The organism is Pullulanibacillus camelliae, assembly GCF_014642655.1.
Taxonomy (GTDB): Bacteria; Bacillota; Bacilli; order Bacillales; family Sporolactobacillaceae; genus Pullulanibacillus; species Pullulanibacillus camelliae.
In genome coordinates, this window is record NZ_BMIR01000005.1 from 178,724 (window position 1) to 192,464 (window position 13,741).

Below are 13,741 nucleotides of genomic sequence, written 5' to 3' on the forward strand. Positions count from 1 at the left end.
TTTAAGAGAGCCTACGATTTCTATACATAATAGACGTGTCAAGGCTTTGAAAGGTTTCGGCAAAGAGCAATTTTAACGTGTAAATCTCCAAAGAAGGGGATCAGCAAAGATGAGGTTAACTTTAGCACTGTTACATTTTGATCTTTTAAAAAAGCCAGCCCATGGATATGGGCTGGCTAAGGCTAGTGAAATGATAAGAGAATGTTTACTTCCACCAAGCATCAAAGAGTGTTGCGGGAAGCTCACGTTTATGCTGCGTGCTGAGATAGCGTTTTTCCAGTTTTTCTGCGACCTCATCGCTGACATCATAGCCTTCAAGGAAATCATCGATAGCATTGTAGCTTAAGCCCAGCTCAGTTTCGTCAGCTTGCTGGGGTTTTTCATCTAAAAGGTCAGCGGTGGGTGCCTTTTCGTAAAGGCGACTTGGACAGCCCAGTTCTTTTAATAATGCTTTGCCTTGACGTTTGCTCAAGCCTGTTAGTGGCAACAAGTCAGCTGCACCATCGCCGAACTTTGTAAAAAATCCTGTGATGGCTTCAGCGGCATGATCGGTGCCAATCACCAGTAAATGCTCTTCACCTGCTAAAGCATATTGTGCCATCATGCGGATGCGTGCTTTGACATTTCCTTTTTGAAAATCGCTTAATGTAACATTAAGCGTGTTGTCATTAAACGTGTGTTGAAAAGCGGTTGTCGTTTCTGCGATATTGAAGGTAAAGAGCTCTTGCGGCTGGATAAAGTCTAAGACATATTGCTCATCTTCCTGATCCTGTTGTTTGCCATGAGGTAAGCGCACGCCAATAAAGCGATAGCCACCGCCATGCTCTTCATTCAATTCATCGACTGCCATTTGCGCGAGCTTGCCAGCGAGCGTAGAATCTTGACCAAGACTAAGCCCTAGAACAAAGCCTTTGGCATGGGCATGGGTCACATATTCTTTTAAGAAAGTCACTCTCTGACGAATTTCTGCCTTAGGATCAATGGTTGTTTTGACATGTAAAGCCTCTTTGATTTGCTTTTGTAATGGTCTCATATTCACATCTCCGATTTTTCAATTATGTATGTCATTAGTATACATCATTTGCCTCTTTTGTTTCACTTGATAGGGTTGGATTTCTTACAAAGCAATCTTGTATAAATAAATGCGCCAAGGGGATTGTTTATTTTCAAAAGTTTTTTCTAAGCGCAGATGATTGTCACTGGGGTTGCCGATTTTTACAGCAGAAAAAATATATTTTCCTCCCATTTTTTTAAAAACAGTCGTGTTAATGTTCAAATGATGAATCTGTTTGTGAGAGTTCTTTGTATACATATAATGCTTGCCAAGCTCAGCAACAAAAAGGTAGCAGCGGCTGCCCCAATGATCATAATAGCGCTGAAGACTGGCGCGCTTTTTCAGCTCGGGGGCGATGATTTGTCTAAATTGTTTCTTGTAGCTGAGTGGATAACTGACCACATAGCCGTCAAGTGTGTAAAAACCATTGTATTGTGCAATGCTGGGATGCAGACCAATGCTGGCGACGCGATATGTCGATGGATCTTGTCCGATGTATTGCTTAATCGAATGAAACAGCTTGCTTGAATAAAACTGATTGTAAGTTGGTGAATCAAAGAAGGTATATTTGTTTTCTTCACTATAAGAGAAAAGGATGGCCAGCTGCAGCAGCATAAAAACATAGACAATCGGTTTGCCGCTTTTATACGTTTTCCAAATCATCGATAGGCTAATGGCAAAAGCCACATACCAGAGAAGAGGTTCTAAAAAATGAATCCTTCCAAAATTAAAGGTACCGATCAAAGGAAAGGCATGCTGGAGATGCCAGAGCGTCTCTGAATAATAAAATGCAATAATATAGCAAAACAAGCCGTTGAGCAGCATGAGTAGCCACAAAAGCGGTGCAGGCTTAAGCTTTAGAGTAGAGGCCAACAAAACAAAGATGATAACAGGCAGGACGACAAATTCAGTAAGACGGAGCACATGTGTTTGACCGACAGTAAAGTAATGGACTGCGCGCCACTTGACCTCTTCCAACGTTAGATGCCCTCTGTCAAAGGCTTCTCGATGGGAGGTGAAATGCATTTGCAAGAACATTTCATCAATAATTCTATAATTAACGACGAGGTAAAGGATGGTCATCATAAGCATAGCCAGGAACCATTTTAAGTGAAAATGTCTATTTCTCAAACAGTCTATCAGCCACCAGATCCCCATACAAGCAATAAAAAAAATAAAGCTGAGGACGAAGCTCGAATAGAAGGGCAGGAAACCGATGATGAGCCAATCCCACACTCTTGAATGAGTGTTTTTGATGTTTATAAAGGCATAAAGAGCAAGGGGCAAGCCTGCAATCGAAAGGCCCATGGAAGGCCAGTAAGGTAACCAGGCATAACAAAGAGATACACCAATAATAATCGGTGCAAATTTGGAATAAGGCTGGAGCACATGATGCTTCAGCAAGAGTAGCATACCGAAAAAAGCGACAAAACGCATGAGCGTCTGATTGATAATATAAGCCGTAAGCGGGGACAGAAAAGAGAACATTAAAATATAGATATCGAATTCTGATCCCAAAGAATTCCGTGGTAAGCCATTCATAATATTAGGAACAGCACTGTGTGGACCACTGAATAAAGTATGGGTGTCCGCCATCAATTTATACCAGACAACATTGGAATCAAGATTATCGTGAATCCGTACACGGGTGTTGCCTTTTAAAATATAATAAGGAGATAAATATAAGCACATAAGGACGAGCGCTCCATATAAAAGGCTCTTTTCATATCGCATGTGGATCTGCTCCTCCATTTGTATTCCTCACTATTTTTACCTCATAATGGGAAGGGGTATACTTTCTTTATAATTCTTTTTTGTTAACGTATCTTTTCACTGTATTTTATCGTTTATATATATGAAAGCGTAAAAGGAGGTGTCTACTGGTGTCGCAGTCTTTGAAAGCCGTTCGCTCTGATGGTTTTGTAGACCTTATACAACAGCATATGGCGGCTTTAAGGCAATATTGTATCCGACTCACCCAGTCGCAATGGGAAGGGGAAGATTTAGTACAAGAAACGCTTCTTAGGGCTTATAAAAGTTGGAATGAACGCCCGCGGGAGATCACTAAGGCGTTTTTGTTTCGCATTGCCTCAAATTTTTGGATTGATCAGCATCGTAAGCAGCAGCCAAATATGGTCATAAATGAGGCGCTTGTTCATCAAAAGGCGACTTCGCAGGATAAACATGACAAGACTTGTCTTGATGAGGCCTTGCAGCGTTTGCTGAAAACTTTAACCTTGAAACAAAGAACAATTTTTGTCCTTATTGAGGGGTTCGGTTTGACCAGTAAGGCGGTTGCGGAAAGGCTTGAATTAAGTGAGGGAGCTGTTAAAGCAGCACTTCATCGCGCTAGAAAAAAACTGAAGACATACGATCCGAATGCTTTGTTTTCAGAGGATGAGGAGACAATGCCCTATATTCAGGCGATCACGACTGGACAACTCCAAAAGGTTATTGCACTTTACCACAACCCTGTCAATCTGAAAATGACTCACCCTCAATCTACCTTAAAGGTTGCGCCATTGCATGCTATAAGGAGGACCGGAGCGTACATGGTGCTGACATGGCTAGGTCTAAAGGGGGAGCTATGGATGGTCCCTTTTTATAAAAATCATTTAACGGTTCTCTTAACGTTTTTGGATAACGATAATCTTGATAATTTAGAGCAGTCATGCGTTGCTTAAGAATGGAGATGAAAAGATGAGTCAAGTCATTCCTTATGTGATCGAACAAAATAATCGGGGAGAGCGCTCCTACGATATTTATTCACGCTTATTGAAGGATCGAGTGGTCATCTTGGGCACAGAAATCAATGACGAGGTGGCGAACAGCATCGTTGCTCAGTTATTATTTTTAGCTGCACAGGATGAGGAAAAACCGATTTCTCTATATATTAATAGTCCTGGGGGATCAACATCAGCAGGATTTGCCATTTACGATACGATGCAATATATCAAACCAGATGTGCAAACGATATGCATGGGCATGGCAGCATCGTTTGCTGCCGTATTACTGACCGCCGGTGCTCGTGGAAAGAGAATGGCTCTGCCAAACAGTGAAGTGATGATTCACCAACCTCATGGAGGAGCGAGAGGGCAAGCCAGTGATATAGAAATCAGTGCAAAGCGAATTATCAAAACAAGAGAGCGATTGAATGCCATCCTTGCTGAAAGCACAGGTCAGCCGCTGGAGAGGATAGAAAAGGACGTCGATCGTGATTATTTTATGACTGCTGAAGAGGCTAAATCCTACGGGATCATTGATCAAATCTTGATAAAATAAATAAGCAAAGAGTCTGGGACAAAACCCAGTAAATTAAGAGCAGTACCTACCAAAAATTAGTGGGTACCGCTCTTTTGAATTAAAAAGTTTAAAATTCTGTTTGTCATCGGAATTGACAAGGTTGATTTCCGCTACAGAACGCTCGCTTTTCTCATGCCCACACGATGTGGGTAGGGTCGGCGTTGTCACAGGACGTGACGTTTTTAGCCGATCGTCCTTAGTGGCCTCAGCTCATTTTGGAATGGATGAATGGTATTCCAAGTATTTATGAATAAAAACCCCTGTTCCTGCGTCTACGCGTATGGCTTCGAAGTCAGCTTTCTCGGAACAACTCGAAGTGTATTCGTGAAGTAACGCTGGCCCCGTTCCCGAAGGAGCCAGAGCGTCTTTCGCTTCAATCCACTTGAAAACCGACGATGCTTTTGGTATTAAAACCCTTTTTTTGGTAAGGATACAAACCCTGTTATCGCACCATCAATCGTTTTCGTGTTCATCCAAAGGTCAAAGGGTTATTACGTCAGTGCTTCGTACAATTTCGTTGCAACTGATACAAGAAAAACGCATCGATGAAGAAGCCCCCCTTAACACGTATAATTAAAAGTAACGTAGAACCAGTTTTTGGATTTCTGAAGGCGAATTTGCGTTTCACTCGTATGGCAGTGAGAGGCAAAGAGAAAATGAATACCTAATCTCATATTAGATATAGATAAATATCTATGAAAAAAGGTTCTGATCATCAAAAAAATGATAATCGGAACCTTCTTGTCATTATTTTTAGCTAGTTATGTCCCAGCCTCTTTTTCTCTGGCTAAGAGGATTCTGAAGATGTTGAGTGCGTGTGCTGTGCGGGAGCAGGGAGTAAACTCTGGCTGATTAGTACTTCCTTTGTCATGAATAAATACTTGGGTTGAGGCTTGCCCTTCCGTCTATGCGTCATCGGAGTTCTAGAGAGCAAATAAATAGGGAATTGGGCAATCTGTTTGAATCTGAGATAATGCTGGTTCAAGATTGGATGAATTTCAAAGCCCAATCGTTCGCTGCCTTGATGTAGCATTGTGACACCAATAATTGCTTTAATTTTTTCTGATTTTTTATGGGAAGATACGAACTCCGCAAGTTTAGGCAATGCATTTTTTATGTTGTTATATAGGTATAAGCCCTTTCTCAAATCACTTTCAAGAGTGTACATTTCCTTCAATAAGCGGACATTATGCAGATGAATTTTCAACAGAATATCATTTTTTCTGATAAGTGTCCCATCTTTTAGATGAATCGGTTGCCCTTTGTATCTAATGAGTCGAACGCGAAACACCCCTTTATTATGAGAGCCCTTTTCAATATATGAGAGCCGAGAAAAACGGTAATAAAGCGGATCAAGAAGTTTCCATATAAAGAGAAAATAAGAACGGATTTTCGACATAATAAAAGAATTTTCCCCTTTCAAGTCCTGTTGCAATTATCCATATTTATGTAGTGAAAGTTGAAGTCACAGAAAAAAATACAGATTAATTATATCATGTTGGACAGGCTTCTAGTGCGAAAAAGCTGTTTTTAATAAAAATGTCTAGGGCACAATTAAGGACAAAGATAATATGACTCACTCCCCCTTAAGAGCGAGTCTGAAGAAAGTTTTGTCGATATTTTATAAAAAGGGAGTTATCAGTTCAATTCCTTTTAAGAATTGTGTTAAAATGTACGAGTATTCGTAAGGGTGTTACGAGAACACTTTTTAAGTGGGTAGACATTAAAAAATTTAATTTTGGAGTGGCGATGCATGCACAAAGACCTTTTCACGATCTTTGGTTATACCGTTCAAACACACGCAGTGGTTTCTGTCATTGCGATTCTTCTCGGCTTAGGTGTTGCCCTAACATTGACGAGAAAAACAGTATATTATAAACACATGTATGACTTTATTTTTTGGGCACTTGTTGGTGCAATTATCGGTGCGCGGTTTTGGCATGTGTTCATTTTTCAATGGTCCTATTATTCCCATCACTTAGGCGAAATCATTGCTATTTGGCAAGGGGGTATTTCTATCCTCGGTGCCATTGTTGGCGGTGCTGTGGCGCTCGTCATTTACTCGATTAAACATAAGCTGGATTTTCTAGATTTTGCTGATTTTTTGTCACCAGCCATGATGCTTGGAATGGGTATCGGTCGGATTGCCTGTTTTTTTGCAGGAGATGCATTTGGTAAGCCTACTGGATCTCAGTTTGGCGTTATATTTCCCAAAGGAACGATCGCTTATGAAACGTATGGTGATAAACCACTATGGCCTGCCATCTCTTGGGAAATTCAAGGTGATTTTGTCATCTTTGCTATCTTATTATATTTATTTGGAAAAAATTTAGGCAAAGGTTGGCTTTTTACAACGTATATTTTTGGCTACGGATGCCTGCGGTTTGTTGTCAGCTTCTTCCGTGGCGATTCACCGGAATATGGGTTAGGTCTCACTGCCGGTCAATGGACATCTATTGTTTTTGTCGCTATTGCAATTATTATGGCGATCTATCTCATCCTATTTAGGCCGAAAAAACCTGATCATGAAGCGTTATTACAAGAAGAAAACTCAGAAGAATAACTTTCATAGTGCAGTTAACCGAGTGATATAGTCACTCGGTTTTTTGTGTTAAACCACTCATAAAATAGCATATACATGCTATGAGGGTGATGAGGATGCTCAAATTAGGGCCAAGGAGAATGAAGCTTAAGCGTAGTAAAACACCGGTGAAACTAGGTCGCTACCACATTTTTATCATATCCCTTGTGATATTTTTAGTGATGAACGTATTGGGTGTGATTATTTTGAGTGAGAGCATCAAGCCCGCGCTTATGGAGCTTGCTCAAACTGAGGCCGAGCAAGCGGTTATTTATGCCGTGAACTACGGGTTAAGCGACCGCACGTTGAAAGAGATGCGCCATGATGTTGATTTTAGTAAAGAGAATATCATCACTAATGAGGATCGGTTTATTCATAAATCCTTTGATAAAGATGGAGAGCCACAGATTATCACCTTTAATGGGTTAGAGATTCAACAATTTATCACACGGAGAACAGAAAAAATTCAACATTTCCTGCGTTTGATTGAAAATGGCAAAATATCAATTAGTCATGATGAGGATTCAATTATAAAGTTCAATAAAAAGCCAGTGGGGATCTCAACGCAGGTACCAATTGGCAGTGTGACTAAAATTAACCTTCTTAATAATCTTGGTCCGAATATTCCGATACATTTTGAAGTCATGAATAATGTGGAAACCAAATTAAAGCAGAAAATTGATCGGGTAGGAATTAATTCCTCTCATATTCAATTAAGTGTTCAGGTACGGGTAAGGGTACGTGTTGTTATGCCTTTTATGACGAAAGCGACATGGATTGATCATCCTTTCCCAGTAGTTGAAGAAACCGTTAGAGGAAAAATCCCGAAAAATTATCAGGATAAATAACTAGTAAATCCATTTTTTCCTAATCATGAAATCACCTTAGCGAGACATACTAACGTTAAAATGACTTGATAAAAAGGGTGGCGAAATGATGGATAATCTGCAAGATCAAGTACAAATTGTCATGTCCTATCTTAAAGCATGGCAAGGAAGTCAGATTTTGATTACTAAAGAAGAGGAAGGGGATATTGATCAAACGGTGATCAACCTCCAGCGTCTTGATATGGAAAATTATGAGCATGCTTTTGATGATTATTTACCTCAAGCTGCTTTGCAGCTAGCGGGGGTAGGTCAAACTATTAATGAAGCCAATTCCGAGCCATTGCCATACGGTCAATTTGATATTCCGCTCGATCAAATCCATGAAATACAATGTAACCCAGAAGAAATTTTTATAAAAACAGATCGAGGGACGTATATGATATCTCCAGTTTAAAGGGTGTATATATACATAAAAAGAAAAATTTGGAACAGACTTCAATCTGCTCTATAACCTTTCCCGGGAAATAGAGCGAAGGCCATTTTTTAACTTTTATTAAAAAATCTTGTTAAAAACACTTGAAAGTCAAAGAAGGTCAAAGTATAATATGAAGTGTAAGGAAATGAGTTGCTTTGGCCTAACGCCCTTCCAAGCATATGAATTGCTATTTATATGCGGACAGGGTATTATTTAATTCATAAAGGTCAAAGATAGTCAAAGTCAAAACTATCAGGATGACTGACGCACATGATCTTCTAAAATTTTAAGGAGGAATGACAAGATGCGTTGTGATCATTGCAAACAAAACCCAGTAAGTGTGGAATGGACAATTCAAGTTAATGGAGAAAAGCAACAGCTTCATCTTTGTGAGGCGTGCTACCGTGAAATAAAAAATCAAACAAAGCAACCCCATCCGATTGGTTATTTCTCATTGGATGATTTCTTTAAAGGCTGGATGCAGCCTTCAATGGGGGCTGCGGCAGGGCAACAGGCACAGCCACATGTGCAAACTCAAGCTGGACAAGGCGGCAGAGGTGGATTGCTTGACGAATTAGGAAAAAATATCACTGAAGCAGCACGAGCAGGATTCGTCGACCCTGTGATCGGACGTGATAAGGAAGTCGAACGGGTTATTGAAACCTTAAATCGCCGCAATAAAAATAATCCCGTTTTAATTGGGGAGCCTGGTGTAGGGAAAACAGCGATTGCTGAGGGACTAGCTCTTAAAATTATTGAAGGTACTGTCCCAAATAAGCTTAAAAATAAAGAGATTTATTTACTTGATGTTTCATCTCTTGTTGCTGGGACAGGCATTCGTGGCCAATTTGAAGAACGGATGAAACAGCTAGTTAGTGAACTGCAACAAAGAAAAAATGTGATTGTTTTTATTGATGAAATTCATCAAATTGTCGGAGCGGGTTCTGCGGAAGGCTCCTCCGATGCGGGCAACATTTTAAAACCCGCGCTCGCGCGTGGAGACATACAGCTAATCGGTGCGACGACGTTGAATGAATACCGAAAAATCGAAAAAGATGCAGCACTTGAGAGACGTTTCCAACCTGTCATGGTGAAAGAACCGACTTTAGCAGAATCTGAAGAAATTTTGAAAGGGCTGCGTACTAATTATGAAAAGTATCATCATGTACGCTACACAGATGAAGCCTTACGAGCATGTGTCACCTTATCCAATCGCTATATTCAAGATCGCTTCTTGCCTGATAAAGCCATCGACTTGATGGATGAAGCTGGCTCCAAGGTAAACTTACTCCATTCAGATAGTGATAGCGCATCGCTTCAAGCACAGCTAGAAGCGATTATCGCTGAAAAGGAATTAGCAACTCAGCGAGAAGATTATGAACGCGCCGCTGTCTTGCGCGATCAAGAAGTGAAATTGCAAGAGCAACTGCAGCAAGAGACGAGGGAGAACGATACCCAAGCTGTTGTTGATGTGGAAATGATAGAAAGCATTGTTGAAGGAAAAACGGGGATTCCAGTCAGCAAATTGCAAAAAGATGAGCAGAATAAAATGAAGCATTTGGCCGAGCGCTTAAGTGCAAAAGTCATTGGTCAAGAAGAGGCCGTGCAAAAGGTTGCCAAAGCAATTCGCCGCAATCGTGCGGGCTTTAGAAGAAAGAATCGCCCCATTGGCTCCTTCCTGTTTGTTGGACCAACAGGTGTAGGAAAAACAGAGCTCTCGAAAACCCTAGCTGAAGAAATGTTTGGTGATCGAGAAGCTATGATTCGTCTCGATATGAGTGAATATATGGAGAAGCACTCGGTTTCTAAATTAATTGGTTCACCACCCGGCTATGTAGGACATGAGGAGGCAGGACAATTAACGGAACAAGTGCGGCGTAAACCTTATAGTATCATCTTGTTGGATGAAATCGAAAAGGCCCATCCTGATGTGCAGCATATGTTTTTGCAAATTCTTGAAGATGGACGGTTGACTGATAGTCAAGGACGGACCGTGAGCTTTAAGGATACGGTGATCATCATGACATCTAACGCAGGGTCAACGACTAAAAAAATCACCGTCGGATTTGGAGCGGATCAAGAGGCTGAACAACCAACCATTGTCCAAGGTTTACAGGATTATTTCCGTCCAGAATTCCTCAATCGCTTCGATGCAATTGTGTCATTCCGAGCACTTACTAAGGAGCATCTTGTTAATATCGTTGATCTCATGCTCGATGAAGTGCGTGAGAGCATGCGTGAGCAAGGCATGACGATTGAGGTCACTGATCAGGCTAAAGCAAAATTAGCGGAGCTTGGTTATGACCCGGCCTTCGGTGCTCGTCCTCTTCGCAGAGTGATTGAAGAGCAGATTGAGGACGCTATTGCTGATCTTATGCTTGATAAAGAAAACATGAAACATGTTAGTGTTAATGTAGAAAATGATGCATTGACTTTAAAAGCAGATGCCTAAATCTTATTCGTGCCTTGAGGATATCCCAAAGTCTTATCTTTGTGGATGTCCTCTTTTTTACATTATCTGAATGTATAACTCCGCTGACGCTTATAAAGGAAGAGAGTATAAGGCGGGCATTGACTTTCGCCTTCTAAGGCTTGCGGCACCCTAAGTGTGTGATTTGCAAAAATCACATTAGGAGTACCAGCAAAGCGGGCAAGATAAATTTTTCCTTATTTAAAAAAGACATCCTCTTTAGAAGCCGACGTATGACTACTGCCATTATCATGAATAGGCGTATCGATGTGATCGTTATCCTCAATAATACTTGTGGATTGTTTCACCTTATTGGACCCTGTGAGTATACCAAGTCCATTATTGTATTTATTATGGGCGCGCCAGTCTCTTTGATTGTTGTCACCAAATGAGAGCGTAGCGTTTTGATGAAGCGCATTGGCATTGATGTTATTTAAGTGTAGCGTCGTAGTATGAGGCAGGGAGTCCTTTTCAGCAGGGAGGCTCTGTTGTGTTCTCGTTTCATTGATGACGGTGTCCATGATGTCATTATCGATCACCATATTGAGTGAATGGGAGAGGGTGCTTGATCGCATCATACCTAGACCATTATTGATTTTTGTATGGGAGCGCCAATGATGTGATTGATTGTTTCCAATAAATATGCCTGAGTTCATTTGAATGTTATTGACATTCAACCCAGCATATTCGATAGTCAAATCCAGATTCTCATCACAGATTTTCAAAGGGGGGACGCCACCTTTCTGGGCTTTTTACTCTAAGTTATGTAAAGCGAGGGAGGGATGAGTCTGTCTAAAGCAATTTTTTCATCGTATGAATATTGAGTAAAGTGGTGACAACGCCGACAGAACACACAATGATGCCAGATAATATTAAATTAATGCCAATGATTTTATACCCTGTAACCAAAATGAGTGCATCAATTACTAAAATAATCAGGCCGACATTTATTGATAATTTTTGAGCGATAAATTGAGCCAGTAAATCCAGTCCGCCTGTTGTTACATTGAATCTGAGTAATATGCCAATGCCTAATCCGACAAAAAGGCCACCAAGAATAGCGCTCAAGAGTATAGGAAGATGGACCAGGTGATTGAGAGGAGCACAGATATCAATAAAGAAGCTGGAAACAAGTAAACCGTGGAGGCTGTTATAAAAAATAGGACGAAAATACAGCCACGCCAGTAGATAAATGGGAAGGCTTAACAAACAAATCGTCAGTCCTGTTTGATAGCCCCACAAATATTTAACAATTAAGCTCAATCCAATCATGCCGCCATCTAAGAGATGATAGGGAATGATAAAAGCGTTAATACCAATGGCAAGGGATAGACTTCCTATGAGAACACAACAGACCTTTTTCAATATGATCCCCCCAATCACTGTCCTTTCTTTTATATAAAGGTATGTCCTAAAAATTAGTAATATGAAAAGTGCCAATCCGAAGTCAGAGCAGCTCCTGACTCAAAAAGGTCAATGCAACAGTAGATTCGGCTAATGAAAGGCGAGCAATAGCTACTTTTTATTGAATAATCAAAGAGCGTTTGGAACAAATGGGAAGGGGATTTAGCAAAATAGCTATTCTTGTATAGGGGAGGGACATAGTCCCCTCAGACAGTGATGCAGTCAACCTAATTAATAGTGAATGAATCTTACAATGGTACAACATGAGATTATTTGGTATTCTATAATATAAATGAGAAACTTTCTCATGTGAAATGCTTTTCTCTTTTCCAACTCTTGTTATAATAGAAAGGAAATCGTGAAGCTGTCTTTGAGCTGAGCTCAGAGTGAATTTATAAAAGGAGCTGTCCTTATGTCTCAAGAAAATGAACAATTTGATGTCACAATTATTGGTGGTGGCCCTACAGGACTATTCACTGCTTTTTATAGTGGGTTACGTCAAATGAAGACAAAGATCATAGAAAGTATGCCACAATTAGGTGGCCAATTAGCAGCGTTGTATCCAGAAAAAATCATTTATGATGTGGCGGGGTTTCCAGAAATTAAAGCGCAAGCCCTAGTTAATCAGCTGGTTAAACAAGCCGAACGCTTTGAACCCACCATTGTCCTAGGACAATCTGTTGAAAAGCTTACGCGCAATGATGATGGAACGCTCACGCTTACAGCGGATAATGGCGAGGTACATCAGACCAAAACAGTGATTATTACAGCGGGTGTTGGTGCCTTCCAGCCAAGAAGATTGGATGCTGAGAATGCAGATGAGTATGAAGGCAAAAACCTTCACTATTTTGTGACGGACTTAAATCAGTTTGCTGGACGCAAGGTATTGATCTCTGGAGGCGGAGACTCAGCGGTTGACTGGTCCAATATGCTGGAGCCAATTGCTGAGAAGGTCACGCTCGTTCATCGCCGTGATAAATTCAGAGCCCATGAGCGCAGTGTCGAACAGCTTATGAACTCTCGTGTCGATGTTAAAACTCCATATATCGTTAGCGAATTCGTAGGAAATGAGGAAGGGATTCTTGAAGTCATCCTGAAAGAGCCAAAAGGGGATGTAACGGTAGCCGTGCCGGTAGATGATGTGATTGTTAACCATGGGTTTATCTCCGCGCTTGGTCCTATCAAAGAATGGGGATTAGAGATTGAGAAAAACTCCATTGTTGTGAATACCAAGATGGAAACGAATATTGAAGGCGTTTATGCCGCTGGAGATGTTACAACCTATCCAGGAAAAGTTAATTTGATTGCGACTGGCTTTGGCGAAGGTCCGACTGCCGTTAACAATGCGAAATCCTACATGGATCCGAAGGCAAGAACACAGCCCATGCACAGTACAGCAATGTTTGATAATAAATAATTATAATAGTAGAAAATAAAACAAACATACTTAAATCTGAAGCAGCTCAGTCTATCCTCCAGAGGCAAAATTCTAGAGGCTGATCGCGCTTTCTTTCACTTCTCACAATAACTCTAAAAAGAAAAATAGTGGGTAAAGTCATCGATCGGCGGCTTTATCCACTATTTTTTAGTGAGCAGCTTTTTGGCGGTTGGTGCAAAGCTGTGGGTG

General features: G+C 40.8%; 12 protein-coding genes. 7 read left to right on the top strand and 5 right to left on the bottom strand.

The features are described 5' to 3' along the window. Positions 1 to 205 precede the first annotated feature (205 nt). On the bottom strand, positions 206 to 1,033 hold the full coding sequence (gene nadE, locus IEW82_RS07450; RefSeq protein ID WP_188691623.1) for an NAD(+) synthase: 828 nt from the start codon (positions 1,031 to 1,033) through the stop codon (positions 206 to 208). 84 nt (positions 1,034 to 1,117) lie between these two features. After that, positions 1,118 to 2,788: a DUF6044 family protein gene (locus IEW82_RS07455; RefSeq protein ID WP_188691627.1), complete on the bottom strand. Its 1,671-nt coding sequence runs from the start codon at positions 2,786 to 2,788 to the stop codon at positions 1,118 to 1,120. Between the two features lie 149 nt (positions 2,789 to 2,937). Here IEW82_RS07455 and IEW82_RS07460 point away from each other — a divergent pair, with 149 nt between their 5' ends. Both IEW82_RS07460 and clpP read left to right on the top strand, forming a co-directional pair. Continuing rightward, entirely contained in the window at positions 2,938 to 3,738 is an 801-nt protein-coding gene (locus tag IEW82_RS07460) for an RNA polymerase sigma factor (RefSeq protein WP_188691630.1), read from the top strand. Positions 3,739 to 3,754: 16 nt separating this feature from the next. Then, the gene (gene clpP, locus IEW82_RS07465) at positions 3,755 to 4,336 is read left to right on the top strand and encodes an ATP-dependent Clp endopeptidase proteolytic subunit ClpP (RefSeq protein WP_188691632.1); all 582 of its coding nucleotides are present in this window, start codon (positions 3,755 to 3,757) and stop codon (positions 4,334 to 4,336) included. A gap of 808 nt (positions 4,337 to 5,144) precedes the next feature. On the opposite strand, the gene IEW82_RS07470 is transcribed toward clpP, so the two are convergent. Continuing rightward, the gene (locus tag IEW82_RS07470) at positions 5,145 to 5,756 is read right to left on the bottom strand and encodes a YkoP family protein (protein ID WP_229672418.1); all 612 of its coding nucleotides are present in this window, start codon (positions 5,754 to 5,756) and stop codon (positions 5,145 to 5,147) included. Positions 5,757 to 6,110: 354 nt separating this feature from the next. Between IEW82_RS07470 and lgt the strand changes: the two genes are divergently transcribed. The 4 genes from lgt (at position 6,111) to IEW82_RS07490 (ending at position 10,692) form a co-directional block, all read left to right on the top strand. Further along, positions 6,111 to 6,920 carry a prolipoprotein diacylglyceryl transferase gene (gene lgt / locus IEW82_RS07475; RefSeq protein WP_188691636.1) on the top strand — a complete coding sequence of 270 codons (810 nt, stop codon included), beginning with the start codon at positions 6,111 to 6,113 and terminating at the stop codon, positions 6,918 to 6,920. 119 nt (positions 6,921 to 7,039) lie between these two features. Then, on the top strand, positions 7,040 to 7,786 hold the full coding sequence (gene yunB, locus IEW82_RS07480; RefSeq protein WP_188691639.1) for a sporulation protein YunB: 747 nt from the start codon (positions 7,040 to 7,042) through the stop codon (positions 7,784 to 7,786). Between the two features lie 85 nt (positions 7,787 to 7,871). Next, entirely contained in the window at positions 7,872 to 8,219 is a 348-nt protein-coding gene (gene ymzB, locus IEW82_RS07485) for a protein YmzB (RefSeq protein WP_188691642.1), read from the top strand. Positions 8,220 to 8,544: 325 nt separating this feature from the next. Further along, the gene (locus IEW82_RS07490; protein ID WP_188691645.1) at positions 8,545 to 10,692 is read left to right on the top strand and encodes an ATP-dependent Clp protease ATP-binding subunit; all 2,148 of its coding nucleotides are present in this window, start codon (positions 8,545 to 8,547) and stop codon (positions 10,690 to 10,692) included. A 215-nt stretch (positions 10,693 to 10,907) separates the two neighbouring features. Here IEW82_RS07490 and IEW82_RS07495 read toward each other — a convergent pair whose 3' ends face one another. Both IEW82_RS07495 and IEW82_RS07500 read right to left on the bottom strand, forming a co-directional pair. Further along, a complete protein-coding gene (locus tag IEW82_RS07495; RefSeq protein ID WP_188691647.1) occupies positions 10,908 to 11,435 on the bottom strand; it encodes a hypothetical protein in 528 nt (175 codons plus the stop codon). Positions 11,436 to 11,502: 67 nt separating this feature from the next. Beyond that, complete coding sequence (locus IEW82_RS07500) at positions 11,503 to 12,078, bottom strand: YitT family protein (protein ID WP_188691719.1); 576 nt, start codon at positions 12,076 to 12,078, stop codon at positions 11,503 to 11,505. A 448-nt stretch (positions 12,079 to 12,526) separates the two neighbouring features. Between IEW82_RS07500 and IEW82_RS07505 the strand changes: the two genes are divergently transcribed. Next, on the top strand, positions 12,527 to 13,531 hold the full coding sequence (locus IEW82_RS07505; protein ID WP_188691649.1) for an NAD(P)/FAD-dependent oxidoreductase: 1,005 nt from the start codon (positions 12,527 to 12,529) through the stop codon (positions 13,529 to 13,531). Positions 13,532 to 13,741: the final 210 nt, after the last annotated feature.

What these genes read in the sequence shown, in the direction of transcription:
- nadE (WP_188691623.1), bottom strand. Translation starts at nt 1,033, where the DNA reads ATGAGACCATTACAAAAGCAAATCAAAGAGGCTTTACATGTCAAAACA.
- IEW82_RS07455 (WP_188691627.1), bottom strand. Translation starts at nt 2,788, where the DNA reads ATGCGATATGAAAAGAGCCTTTTATATGGAGCGCTCGTCCTTATGTGC.
- clpP (WP_188691632.1), top strand. Translation starts at nt 3,755, where the DNA reads ATGAGTCAAGTCATTCCTTATGTGATCGAACAAAATAATCGGGGAGAG.
- IEW82_RS07470 (WP_229672418.1), bottom strand. Translation starts at nt 5,756, where the DNA reads ATGTCGAAAATCCGTTCTTATTTTCTCTTTATATGGAAACTTCTTGAT.
- lgt (WP_188691636.1), top strand. Translation starts at nt 6,111, where the DNA reads ATGCACAAAGACCTTTTCACGATCTTTGGTTATACCGTTCAAACACAC.
- yunB (WP_188691639.1), top strand. Translation starts at nt 7,040, where the DNA reads ATGAAGCTTAAGCGTAGTAAAACACCGGTGAAACTAGGTCGCTACCAC.
- ymzB (WP_188691642.1), top strand. Translation starts at nt 7,872, where the DNA reads ATGATGGATAATCTGCAAGATCAAGTACAAATTGTCATGTCCTATCTT.
- IEW82_RS07490 (WP_188691645.1), top strand. Translation starts at nt 8,545, where the DNA reads ATGCGTTGTGATCATTGCAAACAAAACCCAGTAAGTGTGGAATGGACA.
- IEW82_RS07505 (WP_188691649.1), top strand. Translation starts at nt 12,527, where the DNA reads ATGTCTCAAGAAAATGAACAATTTGATGTCACAATTATTGGTGGTGGC.